The following is a 13821-nucleotide window of genomic DNA, read 5'->3' as shown; positions in this document are numbered from 1 at the left end:
TTGACGGTGTGGCGATGATAGGCGCAAGGGGGCACTTTCTTTGGGGGAATCATGACCGACCCTGTCCACGACGCGCAGCAGCCTGCTGTCGAGCCGGAGACGCCGGCCGCGCAGCCGCCGCCGGAGTTCGACGTCTACACGCCGGTGTTCGCACCGCAGCAGCCCGAGCCCGCGCCCGTCGCGCAGGTGGCGCCGCCGAAGCCGCGGAAGACCGGCGTCATCGTCCTGACGGTGCTGGTCGTGCTGCTGTTCGGTGCGGCCGGCACGTGCGGCGTGCTGCTCGTCCAGGAGAAGGACCACACCGCCGGTCTCTCCAGGCAGATCGAGGGCAAGGACCGCGAGATCGCCGACCTCACCCGGAAGGTCAAGGAGAGCAAGGAAGACGCGATCCGCGCCGCGGACCTGCAGAAGCTGGCGGAGGCCGCGCAGAAGAAGGCCGAGGCGGAGGCGGCGTCGTCGCAGAAGTGCCGGGACGCGGCACGCGCGCTGCGGGCGGCGGCCATCGCGGGTGACGAGGCCAGCGGCCTTCCCGCGGCCAAGGACGTCTTCGCGAACTGCTGAGGTGAACGATGAAGGGCTCCTTCATCCACTTGAGGTGGATGAAGGAGCCCTTCATCGGTTTCAGCGTCAGGTCAGCTGATCGCCCGGTCGCTCAGCAGCGCCCACTGGCTCCAGCCCGCCTTCTCCTTGTAGAAGCGGCGGATCAGCTTGCCGTCGTCGGTGCGCGCGAACACCTCGATGGTCTTGGTCTGCGCGTGGTACATCGCGGTGGGTGCCTCGGCGACCTTGGTGGTGCCCAGCTTGGCCCACGCGGTGAAGCCGCCCGCCGTGGCGCGGGAGTGCTCCACGATGCCGCCCTCGCCGAGCTGCACGACGTCGATCGAGCCGGTCGTCGTGTTGAACACCGCCGACGGCGCGCCGGTGCCCTTGCCGCCCAGCGACTTCCAGACGCCCGCCGCGTACTGCTCGACGCTGCCGGACGCGGTGCGCACGAAGACCTGGTCGACGGCGACGCTCGGGTCGCTCACGATCTTCGTGTCGCCCTGGTCCTGCCACTTCTCACCGTCGAACCTGATCAGCTTGTCGTCGGCGGAACGCGCGTAGACGTCCTTGTCGGCGACGGCCGGGTTGCCCTGGATCTTGCGGTCGCCGACCGGCGCCCACTTGTCCGTGAAGCGCAGCAGGGCACCGTCCGTGCCGCGGGCCAGCACCTCGACGGCCTTGGTCTTCTCGTTCCACCACAGCACGGGCTCGCCCGCCACGGCCGTGTCGCCGAGCGCGGCCCACTTGCCGTCGACGCGGCGGTAGATCTTGCCGTCCGTACCGCGCGCGAACACCTCGACGATCTTCGTCTCCGGGTTCATCAGCGCGACCGGGTCACCGGCGAAGACCTCGGAGCCGAGCTGCTGCCAGCCGTTCCAGCGGCTGGTCTTGTGGAAGTTCGTGATGATCGTGCCGTCCGCGGCGCGCGCGTAGATCTCCAGCTGCTGCTGCGCGGTGTTGGAGATCTGCGGGCCGGAGCTGACGACCGGCTTGTCCGTGACCGGGGTGTCGCTGGGCGTCTCGCTGCTGCCACCGGCGTCGACCACGCCGTTGTAGCGCAGCGGCACGTACCGCTTGGCCGTGCTCGCGCTCCACACGCGCTGCACCGGGACCGCTCCGTCCGGACCTGCCTGCTCGCGCACGATCGGCCGCGTCTTGGCGGCGTCGGCCCAGCCGATGAACAGCGCGACGTGGTTCTCGCGGTCGTTCAGAGCGTCGCCGGGGCGGAGGTCCTCCCAGTCGATGCGGTGCGCGACCTGCTCGAGGATGTGGGTCGTGTAGGAGATGCGCAGGCCCCAGGCCATCGACACGTAGCCGGAGCAGTCGGTCCGGTACGCGCCGTACCTGTTGCCGAAGCAGTCGCTCTGGCTGTAGGGCACGCGGGCGCTGATCCACGTGCGCGAGCGCGCCAGGATCTCGCTCCGGGTGATCTTGGAGTTGGCCTCGTAAGTACCGCAGACCACCCCACCCTCGGCAGCAGCGACCGCGACGTCCGGCATGGCCAGCGTCGAGCCGAACGTGATGGCCGCCGCGGCGACCGCCAACATCCCCCACGACTTCATGCGGGCCACCGTAGCAAGACGATGTGAAGTTTTGGTCCAGTCGAACGGCCCGAATTCCTCCTCAGCGCCCAGCCGGGTGACGATCTTGAACAGCCGGTTGCCGACCGGTTGCCGAGCGGGACCGGCGACCACCGGTTCACGGTTCGCGGACGCCGAGGTAACGGCGCGGCGTGCAGAGGTCGGCTCCCGTCTCGTACGGGTACGTGACGGGACGCAGGCGGGCGCGGTGGCCACCCGCCTGCTCGTACGCCCAGTACCGGCCGGGTTCCTCGGCCGATGCCGTCCGCACGGATGACCACGCCGCCGGGCTTCCGCTCCTCAGGTGCGGTCAGGGTGCGGCCACCAACAGGCGCGCTCCACGATCTCGGAGCGGCTGACCGGCGCACGTGCGGTGGTCACGCGGCCATGGCCGGAGATCGACCTCTAAATCACCTGCAAGCTGTCTACAAGGTCGGCGTCGGTGATCTCCGCGGTCACCCACGCGAGCGGGTAGCTCAGCTCGATCGTGTCGACCTGCCTGGTCAGGCGCACGCCGGGCAGGACCTCGCGGGCCAGGGCGAGCATGGCCTCGTTGTCCGGCAGCACGTCGCCGTGCAGTTGTGCGACCCCCATCCGCGCCGCCACCGCGGTGAGCTCCTCCAGCAGACGCCTGCCCACCCCTCGGCGTTGCCACAGGTCGACGACTGCCACCGCGATCTCCGCAGTGCGCTCACCGGTCTTGATCACCCTGGCGATGCCGACCGGGTCACCGCCGATCCGGGCGCACACGGCGGCGTGCCGTTGCCCGTCCACGTCGACCAGCACCCGGCGGGCGGACGCGGTCATCCGGGGCGTCGGAGCATGGAACCGCAGGTAACGGCTTCGCGCGGACAGTCCGGCGAACACGGCGTCGACAGCTTCCGGCGCGGTGTCGCGGTTGAGCTCGGTGACGCGCATGCGGATCGTCTCCCTGGGTTCGGAATCCGAACTGTAGCTGAGTTCGAAAATCGAACGCAAGGAGTATTCTTGAAGCATGCCGTACGCGAGTTTCGCCAGCATGCCCTGCGCACTGGGTCGCCCCGCCGCGCTGCTGGGCGAGCGCTGGACGTTGCTGCTGCTCCGCCAGATCTTCCTGGGCACCCGCCGCTTCGAGGACTTCCAGACCACGATGGCGATCTCCCGCAGCGTGCTGACCGACCGCCTGAACGTGCTGCTTCAGGAGGGCGTGCTGAAGCGCGTGCCGTATCAGGACGAGGGCCGCACACGGCACGAATACCGGCTCACGGAGAAGGGCCGGGACCTCTACCCGGTGCTGATGGCGCTGCGCACGTGGGGCGAGAAGTGGATGGCTCCTGAGGAAGAGGAGTCGTTCCACCTCCACCACCGCGACTGCGGCGGCGGCGTGCGAGCGAAGGTCGAGTGCACCGACTGCGGCGCCGAGCTGACCGCGCGCGACGTGCAGGTGACGGCGCGCGTGAACTCGGACGGCTAGAGGGCCGAGCGCCACCCGGCGGCGCCCAGCCCTTCCAGCTCTGCCGCCTCCCGCGCCCTCAGCTGTGCGAACAACTCCTTGGCCCGCAACCACATCTCGTCGTCTGCCGTGGCCGCGGCGAGATCACGCATCGTGCGCGCCGCCACCGGCACGACCTGGCGCGGTCGCACCTCGACAGGTCCCGGCACGAGCGCTCTCACGCTCACACCTCCACCCCAGATGACCTTCAGGCGTGGCACGGGAATGCCTCACCCTCGCTCAGAGCGACACGTTTCAGGGTGCGGAGCACCGGCGCGGTCTCCGTCTCGCGCACACCGTCGAGGCTCCCGATGCGCTCGGTCAGATACCGGTAGAGGTCTCCACCGCTGCGGCACGTGACACTGGCCACCAGGTTCGCCGGTCCGGTCGTGGCGGCCGCGAAGTACACCTCCGAGTGGGTGGCGAGGGTTACCCCGACCGCGGCGAGACTTCGCGGTTCCACCCGCATCCACAGCCTGGCCTGGGTCGCGAAACCGAACCGTGACGGATCAGCGTCGAGCCGCAGCTCCAGCACCCCGGTTCTCCTGAGGTGCTCGACGCGCCGGCGGGCGGTCGACTCGGAGGTCCTCGTGGTCGCCGCGAGGTCTGCGTAGCCGGCGCGTCCGTCGACCTCGAGCGTTCCGAGCAACGCCTCGTCCAGGGGCGTGAGCTCGGTGGGCGGTTCCGGCTCGAACTCCGGGCGCAGCGCCGCGACCTCGTCCGGTTCGAGGCAGGCGAGACCGCGCCACGTGCCGGGCGAGGCGAAGCCCCGCAGGACGTTGTGCGCGCTCACGTCGACCAGGCGCCGGGGCAGCCGGTCGAGCAGCAGCTCGTCCGGGTTCTTCACCTGCTGCAGGCACGAGATCTCGGTGCCGCCGGACATCAGGTGCACCCAGAACGTGTCGTCGCGCCGCGCCAGCGCCTGGGCCAGCGCGGGTCCGGCGTCCGGGGTGCAGCGCAGTCGCAACGTCCAGGCGTGGTGGCCGAGCCGGAACCGGTTGAGCGCGCCCCGCACCCTGATGCCGCGCTCCTTGAGCCGTTGGTAGCGGCGGGCGGCGGTGTGCTCGGAGATCCCCAGCACACCGGCGATCTTCGCGAACGGCGCGCGGCCGTCGATCTGGAGTGCGTGAACCAGTCTTCGGTCGATGGATTCCACCTCATTGAAGCTAGTTCGTGGCGGATTCCGCCGCATCTGTGCTTGTGGCCGACGGTTCGGTTCTCAGCTCGGTCAAGCTGGTCGCATGGTTGATTTCGAGGGGTTCTACCGGGGCGGTGAGCTGGTCGAGGGCGTGCCGCACACCGGCGTGCCGTGGGACATCGGGGCGCCACAACCGGTCGTCGTCGCCTGGGCGGCGGCCGGGCGGTTCCGCGGGCACGTGCTGGACGCGGGCTGCGGCACCGGCGACAACGCTCTCTTCCTGGCTTCGCGCGGTCATCGGGTCACCGGGGTCGACATCGCGCCGACCGCGATCGAGACGGCCCGCTCCCGCGGTGACGGCGTCGAGTGGGTCGTCGGCGACTCGGCGCGGTTCACCGGCCGGTTCGACACGGTGCTGGCGAGTGCGTTGTTCCACTGCCTGCCCCCGGCGCAACGGCCGGAGCTGATGGTGGCGTTGCGCAACGCCGCCGTGGACGGGGCATTGCTGAACCTGACGTCGCTCGCGGTCGAGGGCGGCCCGTTCCAGGTGAGCGAGTCCGAGCTGCGGACGGCGGTGGAGCGGGCCGGGTGGGAGATCACCCGGTTCGAGCGGGGGGGTGATCCCCGTGGCCGGCGTCGACGGCGTGCCCGAGCTGCCGGTGTGGGTCGTGGAAGCTACCGCAACGAGTCGAGGTGCCGGCGCAGCAACGACGTCGTGAGCTCCGGCGTCATCCGGTCCGGCTGCAGCACGCCGTCCACGGTGAGGCCGTTCAGCAGCGACGCCAGCCGTTCGGTCTCCAGCGCGAGGTCGAGGTCCGCCGCCACGGAGCCGGACGCGTGCATCGCGGTCAGTGCCCGGCGGCAGAGCTCCCGCAACCCGTCGTGGAGCCGCTCGGCGTGCGGCCTCAGCGACGGCCTGGTCCGCGCGGCGGTCGCGAAAGCCAGCCACAGCACGGCTTCGTCCCGCCGGCGGTCGTCGAGCGGCAGCACCTCGGCCAGCACCCGTTCGCCTGGACGGACGTCCGAACGGTCACCGAGCGACCGCACGTGCGCCATCACGCGCTGGTCGATCGACTGGATCAGCGCCTCGACCGCGAAGATGATCATGTCGTCGTGGCTGTCGAAGTAGTGGCGGATCGAGCCGATCGCCAGGCCCGCCTCCAGTGCGACGTTGCGCAGCGACGCCTGTTCGACGCCGTCCCGCACGACCACGCGGAACACCGCCTCGGCGACGGCGCGGCGGCGGGCGACGGGATCGACGACTCTCGGTGACACCTCCCTTTTGTAGCATGACCCTGCTAGTTTAAGTAGCAGGGTCATGCTACTAAGGGGGATGCGATGACATATGCGCTGATAGCGGCCGGTGTCCTGTACGTGCTCGTGAAGCGGTTCGCGGGGGAACCGCTCAACGCCAGGGACCTCCTGGCGCCACCCGCGTTCCTGCTGTTCTTCGGCATCCGCGCGGTGGACGGCATCCACCTGGCCTATCTGCTCCCGTTGGTCGTGGGGTTCGCGTTCGGCGCGTTGCGGGGCATGACGATCAGGCTGTTCGAACGCGACGGGCACCTTTGGCAGCGGTACACGCCGTGGACGTTGCTCGTGTGGATGACGTCGATCGGTGCGTCGCTGGGATTCGCGCTGCTGTTCGACCAGCACGCGCCCACGCAGTTGTCGATCGGCGTGAGCATGCTCGGTGAGCTGTGCACGGTCGGCGCCAAGGCGCTCAACACGGGAGTTCCCTTCGCACCCGATGCCCGGAAGCTCTAAGCAGGTAGCCAGAAGTCGTGTTCGCAACTCGCCGTCCGGTGGATGAAGGGCTCCTTCCTCCACCTGGTGTGGATGAAGGAGCCCTTCATCCATGTAACTGCCCGGCAGGCGGGTTGCGGACAAGACCTCTGGCAAGGCGCTCAGATGTGCGGCAGCACAGCCGTTCCCGGCGGTGCCAGCTGAACGCTGGTCGTCTCCACCTCTGGCCGGTTCATGACTTCGTGGGCGGCCCACCCGCCCACGACGATCAGCGCCACGAACGCGGCCGCGATGAACGGCGTGGCCGGAATCCGTTGCCCGGCCTGCGTTTTCTCGCGCGGCACCGGCGGGTGGGCCACCGGTGCCGCAGAGGGTGCGGGTTCCAGCCGTTCGGCTTCGAGGAGCGCGCCCATCGCGGCCGCGCCGTCCGGTGCCCGCACCACCGGCAGGCGCAGGCGGGCCGAGATCTCGTTGGCCACCAAGGGGATCCGGGCCGACCCGCCGACGAGCAGCACGACGTCGGGCCCGCACTGCACGGCCGCCCGTTCCAGGGCGTCGACGGCCAGCTCGACGGACGGCCGGATGATCGCCTCGAACTCCAGCCTGCTGAGCCTGACCTCGCGGACCTCGTTGCCCGCCAGCACCGGAACCCGGACCTCGGGGTAGCTGCCGAGCAGCTCCTTGGCCTCGACGCAGCTCCGCACCAGTTCCGGGCCGTGTACCCGGACCTTCGCGGTGACGTGCTCCACGACCAGGTCGTCGAGGTCGAACCCGCCGATGTCGACCCGCTCCGGCCGCCCGGCCACCAGGAACACGCCTTGCTTGCGCAGCAGGGTGATCTCGGCCGCGGTGGCCCCGAAGTCGAACACGGCGATCGTGCTGTGCTCGGGCATCGGCACGTTGTCGTCGAACGCGATCGCGGCGGCGTGCGGTGCGGGCACGAACAACACGTCCGCACGCCCCACGTCGATCAGGTCGTGCCTCAGCTGTTCGAGGTGCTCGTGCGGCCACGACAACGGATGCGTCAGGGCGACCCGGCTCGGCGCCTCCCCGCACCTCGCCGTGAGGTCGTCGAGGATCTCCGCGATCTCGCCGGCCGGGGTGTGCCATCTGCGGCCGACGGCCGTGACGCCCCAGGCGGTGGCGACGGTGGTGCCTGCGGATCCGAGATCGAGCCCAACCTGGTACGACATGTGCGGGTCACCCCTTGCGCGCGGACACCCACAACACGTACGTCTCAGTTGGCCTGGTTCACCTTCATCAGACGTTCCGCGGCGACCCTCGCACCGTCGGTCCGGACCTGCGCGCCCACCTCGGCCGCCTGCTCGGCCAGTTCGAGCACATCGGCGAGAACCTCGGTGGTGACGACCTTCGCCGACCGTCCGACGCCCAGCCGTTCGACCTGCTCACCCCAGTAGTACTGGTCGTACATGTGGGGCAGCACGATCTGCGGCCTGCCGGACGCCGCGGCCGTCGTGGTGGTGCCCGCGCCGCCGTGGTGCGCGATCGCGGCGACGCGGCGGAACAACGCCTGCTGGTTCACCTCGCCGATCGCGATGCAGTCCCCGGCGTCGTCGGGGAGCTCCAGGCCGGCCCAGCCCTGTTGCAGCACAACGCGTCTGCCGAGTTCGCGAGCTGCGGCGACCGCCTGGTGCGCCGTGTCCTGAGCGCCGCGCATGCTGCCCAGCCCGAAGTAGACGGGCGGCTCACCGGCGGCCAGGAACTCCTCCAGTTCCGGACTGAGCGGGCGTAGGTCGTCGGTGAGCCAGGCGCCGGTCGTGAAGAGCTCGCCGGGGCCGGGCCACGGGCCGAGCACCGGGTCCGCGGCGAGCCACGGGTCGTCGCCGAAGACGTGGGCGCGGACGTCGTCGACCGGGTCCAGGCCGAGCTTCGCGCGTTCGGCGTTCAGGCTGGGCCTTGAGTTCGTGAAAAGGAGTCGGTGCTGCTCCCATTGCGCGAGATTCTCCTCTGCCGTTCCGTTCACCGGAACACGGCCCAACATCGCCGGCGGCGCGTGGTGCGGTGAAGGCAGAGTGTTCGCGCAGAAGCTCGCGTACACGTAATGCGCTCCGGTGCTTTCCGCCACCGAACGCGTGGCGTGCTGCAGTGCACCACCCGCCACCAGGACGTCCGCTTTTTCCGCCGCTCGGCCGACGACCCGGAACTGCTCCCGGACCGACTCCTCGGCCAGTCGTCCCAGGTCCTCGCGCTTCAGCTGTCCGGGCGAGAACGTGCGCAGGTGCGGACCGACCGGCGTGAAGTCGATTCCGTTGCCGGTCACGAGCTCTTCGAAGTCGGGCGGCGCGACGACTGCCACGTCGTTGCCCAGTTCTTTGAGCTGCACGGCCAGTGCGGTGACCGGCTGCGCCTCTCCCCGCGACCCGATCGTGGACACCAGAAATCGCATTTCGGATTCCCCCTTCGCTCAAGGCCACGAATTGTGGGGGATTCCCGGGGTCTTGCGGCAAGTCCCCCGGTCGGTTATAAGTTCCAGTGGGGGGATCAACCGGCGAGGCGCGACCGCAGCGACGCGATCAGCTCGGCCCGGCTCGACACCGCGAGCTTCTGCCGGATCCGCGCCACGTGCTGCTCCACGGTCTTCGGCGAGATGTACAGCCGTGCCCCGATCTCCTTCTGGGTCAGCCCGTCCAGCAACAGCTCGCCCACGGACCGCTCGCGCTTGGACAGCCCGTCACCGGGTTCCTCGGTGGCGAACCTCGCCCGCAACGCCCGTCCGGTGCTCAGCAGTTCGCGCGCCTCGGCAGGATCGCTCAGCTTCGCCGCAGCGGCACCGCACAACGCCATGGCCTCCCACGCGTCGTCCAGCCCCGCCGCCACCGCCGCCACCTCACGTCCGTCCACGGCGCCACACACCACGGAGGCCCATGCGCGTGCGGCCGGCCCTCGGTCCGTGCCCTGCAACGCCGCCGCGGCCTGTGTAGCCGCCTCGACATCCCCGGCACCGACGGCGCGGTGCAGCTTCCACCAGTGGTTGACCCGCAACGCCCACTGCGGCACACCGGCCTGGGCGATGGCACAGGTCATCGCCTCGACCACGGTCTCGCCGTCGAACCGCGACACCGCCGCCGCACCGACGGAAAGCTCACCCCACGCGTCGAGCAGCAGCAACTCGACGTCCGCGCCGGCCACCACCGGCGCGACACGGCGCCACGTCGCACGCAACGCCTCCGCGTCACCGGCGCGCCGCGCGAGGCCGATCGTCACGGCCGCCGCCAGCACGGCGTCCCGGCGCAGCACCGGCGCGTCACCGGCGGAGGCGATCGCGGCACGTGCCTCGGCGAGCCGTCCCGCCCGCAGGTGCAGCCAGGCGGCGAGCAACCGCCGTCGTGCGGTCGGTGGACGGTTTTCTCCGGCCGCAAGAACTTCCTGGGCGGTCCGGTCGTCACCGCCCGCGATCAGCACGGTCACGGCCAGGTCGTCCCACCGCTCGGCCGCCAGCCCGTCGACCGGCACCGTCGCGACCGCCAGCCCCGCCAGCCTGCGTGCCGCGCGGTCGAACCCGCCCCGCACCGCCTCGATCGCGGCGTCCACGCCGTCGAGGAACACGGTCAGCCCGCGCGGTGCCGCGCCCGACAACCGCTCGCGCGCCCCGGCGAGGTCCCGGTCGGCGGCGTCGACGTCACCGCCGAGGCACGCGGCCAGCGCCGCCCGTCCGTGCGCGGCGACGGCGGGTGCGCCGGTCAGCACGGTGGCGATCACCCGCCACCTGGCCGCCGCGTCGACCAGCGAACCGTCCGCCGCCGCGGCCGCGGCGGCCACCCCCGCGGCGAGGCAGTCCTCGTCCGCCCCCGCCGCGAGGATCCGATCCGCGGCCTCGATCGCCGCGGCCGTGTCGCCCGTTCTCCACGCCAGGTCGACCTCAGGTGCCCTCATCGCTTCTCTCCCCCTCCGAACCACACCCGTGCCGCCGGCAGGAACGAGACGACCACCGCGACCACGGCGATCCCGCTCGCCGCCACCAGCCCCACGAGGAACACCGACCGCAGTCCCCCGACCGCGATCACCGCGTGCGCCACCACGGCACCCGCCAGCACCACCAGCACGACTCGCGCCCACCGCTGCCCCCGGTTCAGCGCGATCGCACATCCCAGTTCCAGCAACGCCAGCAGCACCCCGGCACCGATCAGCAACGCCAGCACGGCGACGGCCACCCGTTCCCGCATGACCGCGGTTTCGGCCGGGAACTCCTGCGCCACCCGGGCGGTCAGGTCGGCGACGAGCTCCCGCGCCTCGGTCAGCGCCAGCACGGAACTGGCCAGCTGCACCACGGCGACGGTGATCCACAACCACACAGCGGCCCTGACCACCGGCGGCCTGACCCGTTCGACGGGCCGGAAACGGTGCAGGGGAGGTCTCTCGGGTCTCGTCACGGGGCACCGGCTTTCGTCGTGCTGCTCGTGGTCGTGGTGGTGGTCGTCGAGCTCGGCGGCGGCGTGGACTTCGTCGTGGTCACCGTCGTCGCCGAAGGCCGCGTGGTGGTGGGTTTGGCCTTCGGTGGCTGCGTCGTGGCCGGGCGCGGCAGCACGACCGGGGCCGTCTGCCGGTCAGGGACGTACTCGACGACCGCCGGCTGCTCGGTGGTCTGCGTCGTCGTGGTCGGAGCCGTCGTGGTGATGGTCGTCGTCTTCGCACCGGCTTTGTTGGTCAGCACGTTGTTCGTGAGCAACGCCCCGGAGACGGCCACGGCGAGCACACCGGCCGTCACGAACGGTGTCAGCCTCTTCTTCTTGGGCCGCAACGACTTCGGAGCTTCCGGCAGTGGCGGCCGGGTCCACGTGGCGGTGCCGGGTTCCGGTTCGCGACCGCGTGCCTCCAGTGCGGCGCCGACGGCGGCCATGCCGTTCGGCGCGGGTGACACGGCCCGGCCGAGCTGCGCGGAAACCTCCTGCGTCACCAGCGGAATCCGCGACGAGCCACCGACCAGGAGCACTGCGGCGAGCTCGTGCGGTGGCGTTCCGGCAGCCCGCAACACGCGGTCGAGGGTGGCCACGGTCTCCTCGACCGCGGGCCGGATCATCGACTCGAACTCGGGCCGTCCCAGCCGCACCTCGCGCGTCGCGATCCCGGGCAGCGCAACGGGAACCAGCACCTCGGTGTCGGCGGACAGCCGCTCCTTGGCGGCGGTGCAGGCCCGCCGCAGTTCGGCCACCGCCCTCAGCACCGCGGGATCCGCCGGGTCCAGCGCGTCCCAGTCCGGCCGCAGCGCCTCGACGACGTGCCCGAACACGGCCTCGTCGAAGTCGAGCCCGCCGATCTCCAGCTCCTCCGGTGGCCCGGCCGGCACGAACCGGTCGGCGGCGAGCTTGCGCACCACAGCGGCACCGAAAGTCTTGCCGCCGAGGTCATAAACAGCGACAGCCGCGCCTTCCTCCAGGCGCGCAAGGGCGTCGTGCGCGCGGACCGCGGCCTGCGGTTCCGGTACGAACAGCACGTCGGCCAGACCGGTCGCGGCCAGCGCGGACCGCAACAACTCCAGCCGGTGGTGACCCCACCCCGCCGGGTGGGTGATGGCCACCCGCGCCGGCTTGCCACCGGGCAGAGAACCGAGCAGCCGCACCAGAAACCGCGCGGTGACCACTTCCGCCGTCAACGCGGCGTCACCGAGCCGCAACGGAGTGGGATCGCCGATGCGGTTCGTGAACTGCCGCGCGACGCGACCGGGATCGGTCGGCGCGCGTCGTTCGGCGTCCTCTCCCACGAGGAACGTCCCATCCGGACAGTGGAAAACCACGGACGGCACAAGCACTTCAGGCCTCGCGGCCTGTTCCCGTCTCCAGGTCGACACGCATGTGAAGGTCGATCCCAGATCCAGCCCAACCTGGTACGACATCGGACTCTCCCCTTGGGCAACTCGCGGCGGACGTACCTACACGTGCGTCTCAGTTGGCTGGTTCACCGCGGTTGACGAAACAGGGGCCAATCCCCTATCGGCCCCGTCGCTCCCTGTGTTCGCGACGGTGACGAACCGGGTTCGGTCCCGATGGCAGAGGCCTCGCCGAAACCTAGCTTCGTTGGTGTCAGCCGGTCGGAACCGCCGCCGGCGACCGACACCAAGGAGCAGGACATGAGCAAGCCCATCGACCTCAACGCGTTCCTCGCCGACCTGACCGCCGACCTGGACTCCACCAACGCCGCCGAGCAGCAGCTGCAGACGGCCCAGGTCAACCCGCAGTCCGCGGAGCAGGCCGCCGAGCAGGCGCAGAACACCACCACGGTCACGAGCACCGCGGGTGGCGACGGCGGCGACGGCGGGACGGCCGTCGGTGGCGACAGCGGCAGCGCCGACGGGGGCAACGGCCTCGGCATCGGCGGCGCCGGTGGCGACATCGACCAGGACGGACTGGTCAACGTCAACTTCGGTTCCACGTCGGGTGGCAACGGTTTCGGCTTCGGCGGCAACGGCGGCGTGACCGGTGACGGTGGCGACGCGGACGCGTCCGGCGGCGACGGCGGCGCGGCGCACTCCGACGTCGACGTGGACGCGGGTCAGGACCTGGACCAGCACACCGACCAGATCTCGGACCAGGACACCGACCTGACCGCCGTGTCGGACCAGGCGAACGACTTCGACGTCGACTCCCAGATCGACAACATCCTCGAGGACCTGGACCTGCCCGCTTTCTGATCTGCGGACCGGCCCCGTCCGCGAGGGGTGGGCGGGGCCGGTTCGTCCCACGTTAGGAGCCGGACATGCTGTCCTCTCTGATCGACTTCCTGATGCACCTGCTCAGGGACGACGACGCGAAGAAGGCGTTCGACGCCAACCCGGACGCCGAGCTGAAGAAGGCGGGTCTGAGCGGTGTCACCGGACAGGACGTCCGGGACGCGCGGCTGATCATGGCCGACTCCGGCGGGGTGCGCGCCCGCGGTGCGCAGACGTCGTCCCCGCACCACGACGACCCCGTCCGCGAGATCCACCACACCACGCACGAGTACGTGGTGGAGAAGCCGGTGACGACCGTCGAGCAGCACATCAGCATCGACGACCGGGACGTCACGATCATCGACGACTCGTTCAACTCCGACAACGACACCGACGTCCACTCCGTCGCCGTGCAGGACAACGACACGAACGTCGTGCAGGTGAAGGACTCCTTCAACGATCCGGTCCACCAGCACGAACCGGTTGCACACGAGCCCGTTCTGCACGAGCCCGTCGTGCACGAGCACGTGCCGGTCGAGCCGGAACCCGCGGAGGACCACCACGAGATCGCGCTGGACGACCCGGTCGCGCTGCCCGAGCCGGAGCCGCACCCGGTGGACCTGGAACCGGACCACCTCACCGAACCGCACCTCGACCACGACCCAGTGATTGCGTGAGC

At 70.6% G+C, this 13821-nt stretch carries 16 protein-coding genes and 1 pseudogene; 6 read left to right on the top strand and 11 right to left on the bottom strand.

Going from position 1 to position 13821, the window contains the following annotated elements; translation table 11 throughout:
* The first annotated feature begins 51 nt into the window (after positions 1–51).
* Positions 52–561: a hypothetical protein gene (locus ABZV40_RS05405; protein ID WP_355436180.1), complete on the top strand. Its 510-nt coding sequence runs from the start codon at positions 52–54 to the stop codon at positions 559–561.
* A gap of 71 nt (positions 562–632) precedes the next feature.
* On the opposite strand, the gene ABZV40_RS05400 is transcribed toward ABZV40_RS05405, so the two are convergent.
* The 3 genes from ABZV40_RS05400 to ABZV40_RS05390 all read right to left on the bottom strand — a co-directional run bounded on the left by ABZV40_RS05400 (position 633) and on the right by ABZV40_RS05390 (position 3041).
* Positions 633–2105: a hypothetical protein gene (locus tag ABZV40_RS05400; RefSeq protein WP_355436178.1), complete on the bottom strand. Its 1473-nt coding sequence runs from the start codon at positions 2103–2105 to the stop codon at positions 633–635.
* A 136-nt stretch (positions 2106–2241) separates the two neighbouring features.
* Complete coding sequence (locus ABZV40_RS05395) at positions 2242–2394, bottom strand: hypothetical protein (RefSeq protein WP_355436176.1); 153 nt, start codon at positions 2392–2394, stop codon at positions 2242–2244.
* Positions 2395–2528: 134 nt separating this feature from the next.
* Complete coding sequence (locus ABZV40_RS05390) at positions 2529–3041, bottom strand: GNAT family N-acetyltransferase (protein WP_355436174.1); 513 nt, start codon at positions 3039–3041, stop codon at positions 2529–2531.
* 76 nt (positions 3042–3117) lie between these two features.
* Here ABZV40_RS05390 and ABZV40_RS05385 point away from each other — a divergent pair, with 76 nt between their 5' ends.
* Entirely contained in the window at positions 3118–3576 is a 459-nt protein-coding gene (locus ABZV40_RS05385) for a helix-turn-helix domain-containing protein (RefSeq protein WP_355436171.1), read from the top strand.
* Here the strand turns inward: ABZV40_RS05385 and ABZV40_RS05380 are convergent.
* Together ABZV40_RS05380 and ABZV40_RS05375 are read right to left on the bottom strand one after the other, a co-directional pair.
* On the bottom strand, positions 3573–3776 hold the full coding sequence (locus ABZV40_RS05380) for a hypothetical protein (RefSeq protein WP_355436167.1): 204 nt from the start codon (positions 3774–3776) through the stop codon (positions 3573–3575). The two genes, ABZV40_RS05385 and ABZV40_RS05380, sit on opposite strands and share 4 nt — an antisense overlap.
* Positions 3777–3802: 26 nt before the next feature.
* Positions 3803–4750: an Lrp/AsnC family transcriptional regulator gene (locus ABZV40_RS05375; RefSeq protein ID WP_355436164.1), complete on the bottom strand. Its 948-nt coding sequence runs from the start codon at positions 4748–4750 to the stop codon at positions 3803–3805.
* Between ABZV40_RS05375 and ABZV40_RS05370 the strand changes: the two are divergent.
* Positions 4740–5297, top strand: a pseudogene (locus ABZV40_RS05370) (class I SAM-dependent methyltransferase); the annotation flags it as partial. The gene ABZV40_RS05375 and the pseudogene ABZV40_RS05370 overlap by 11 nt on opposite strands.
* A 110-nt stretch (positions 5298–5407) precedes the next feature.
* Here ABZV40_RS05370 and ABZV40_RS05365 read toward each other — a convergent pair.
* Positions 5408–6007: a TetR family transcriptional regulator C-terminal domain-containing protein gene (locus ABZV40_RS05365; protein WP_355436161.1), complete on the bottom strand. Its 600-nt coding sequence runs from the start codon at positions 6005–6007 to the stop codon at positions 5408–5410.
* A gap of 63 nt (positions 6008–6070) precedes the next feature.
* On the opposite strand from ABZV40_RS05365, the gene ABZV40_RS05360 reads away from it, so the two are divergent.
* On the top strand, positions 6071–6499 hold the full coding sequence (locus ABZV40_RS05360; protein WP_355436158.1) for a DUF1453 domain-containing protein: 429 nt from the start codon (positions 6071–6073) through the stop codon (positions 6497–6499).
* A 140-nt stretch (positions 6500–6639) separates the two neighbouring features.
* On the opposite strand, the gene ABZV40_RS05355 is transcribed toward ABZV40_RS05360, so the two are convergent.
* From ABZV40_RS05355 to ABZV40_RS05335, 5 genes are all read right to left on the bottom strand, one after another.
* Entirely contained in the window at positions 6640–7671 is a 1032-nt protein-coding gene (locus ABZV40_RS05355) for an Hsp70 family protein (protein WP_355436155.1), read from the bottom strand.
* Positions 7672–7715: 44 nt separating this feature from the next.
* Positions 7716–8885 (bottom strand): glycosyltransferase, encoded by a 1170-nt coding sequence (locus ABZV40_RS05350; protein WP_355436152.1) that lies wholly within the window; start codon positions 8883–8885, stop codon positions 7716–7718.
* 95 nt (positions 8886–8980) lie between these two features.
* Positions 8981–10372 (bottom strand): helix-turn-helix transcriptional regulator, encoded by a 1392-nt coding sequence (locus ABZV40_RS05345; RefSeq protein ID WP_355436149.1) that lies wholly within the window; start codon positions 10370–10372, stop codon positions 8981–8983.
* A complete protein-coding gene (locus ABZV40_RS05340; protein ID WP_355436147.1) occupies positions 10369–10869 on the bottom strand; it encodes a hypothetical protein in 501 nt (166 codons plus the stop codon). The genes ABZV40_RS05345 and ABZV40_RS05340 overlap by 4 nt, the downstream gene beginning before the upstream one ends.
* Entirely contained in the window at positions 10866–12197 is a 1332-nt protein-coding gene (locus tag ABZV40_RS05335) for an Hsp70 family protein (protein WP_355436145.1), read from the bottom strand. Before ABZV40_RS05335 ends, ABZV40_RS05340 begins: the two co-directional genes overlap by 4 nt.
* A 366-nt stretch (positions 12198–12563) precedes the next feature.
* Between ABZV40_RS05335 and ABZV40_RS05330 the strand changes: the two genes are divergently transcribed.
* Positions 12564–13124 (top strand): hypothetical protein, encoded by a 561-nt coding sequence (locus ABZV40_RS05330; protein WP_355436141.1) that lies wholly within the window; start codon positions 12564–12566, stop codon positions 13122–13124.
* A 65-nt stretch (positions 13125–13189) separates the two neighbouring features.
* On the top strand, positions 13190–13819 hold the full coding sequence (locus ABZV40_RS05325) for an IniB N-terminal domain-containing protein (RefSeq protein WP_355436138.1): 630 nt from the start codon (positions 13190–13192) through the stop codon (positions 13817–13819).
* The last annotated feature ends 2 nt before the right edge of the window (positions 13820–13821 follow it).

This window comes from Lentzea sp. NPDC004782, from assembly GCF_040609115.1.
Taxonomy (GTDB): Bacteria; Actinomycetota; Actinomycetes; order Mycobacteriales; family Pseudonocardiaceae; genus Lentzea.
Note: the sequence above shows the minus strand (reverse complement) of the source record. Positions and strands in the feature narration are given on the sequence as shown.

Bases quoted from the DNA above. Each gene is read 5' to 3' on its own strand.
- ABZV40_RS05405 (WP_355436180.1), top strand. From the start codon at position 52: ATGACCGACCCTGTCCACGACGCGCAGCAGCCTGCTGTCGAGCCGGAG.
- ABZV40_RS05400 (WP_355436178.1), bottom strand. From the start codon at position 2,105: ATGAAGTCGTGGGGGATGTTGGCGGTCGCCGCGGCGGCCATCACGTTC.
- ABZV40_RS05390 (WP_355436174.1), bottom strand. From the start codon at position 3,041: ATGCGCGTCACCGAGCTCAACCGCGACACCGCGCCGGAAGCTGTCGAC.
- ABZV40_RS05385 (WP_355436171.1), top strand. From the start codon at position 3,118: ATGCCGTACGCGAGTTTCGCCAGCATGCCCTGCGCACTGGGTCGCCCC.
- ABZV40_RS05360 (WP_355436158.1), top strand. From the start codon at position 6,071: ATGACATATGCGCTGATAGCGGCCGGTGTCCTGTACGTGCTCGTGAAG.
- ABZV40_RS05355 (WP_355436155.1), bottom strand. From the start codon at position 7,671: ATGTCGTACCAGGTTGGGCTCGATCTCGGATCCGCAGGCACCACCGTC.
- ABZV40_RS05350 (WP_355436152.1), bottom strand. From the start codon at position 8,885: ATGCGATTTCTGGTGTCCACGATCGGGTCGCGGGGAGAGGCGCAGCCG.
- ABZV40_RS05345 (WP_355436149.1), bottom strand. From the start codon at position 10,372: ATGAGGGCACCTGAGGTCGACCTGGCGTGGAGAACGGGCGACACGGCC.
- ABZV40_RS05330 (WP_355436141.1), top strand. From the start codon at position 12,564: ATGAGCAAGCCCATCGACCTCAACGCGTTCCTCGCCGACCTGACCGCC.
- ABZV40_RS05325 (WP_355436138.1), top strand. From the start codon at position 13,190: ATGCTGTCCTCTCTGATCGACTTCCTGATGCACCTGCTCAGGGACGAC.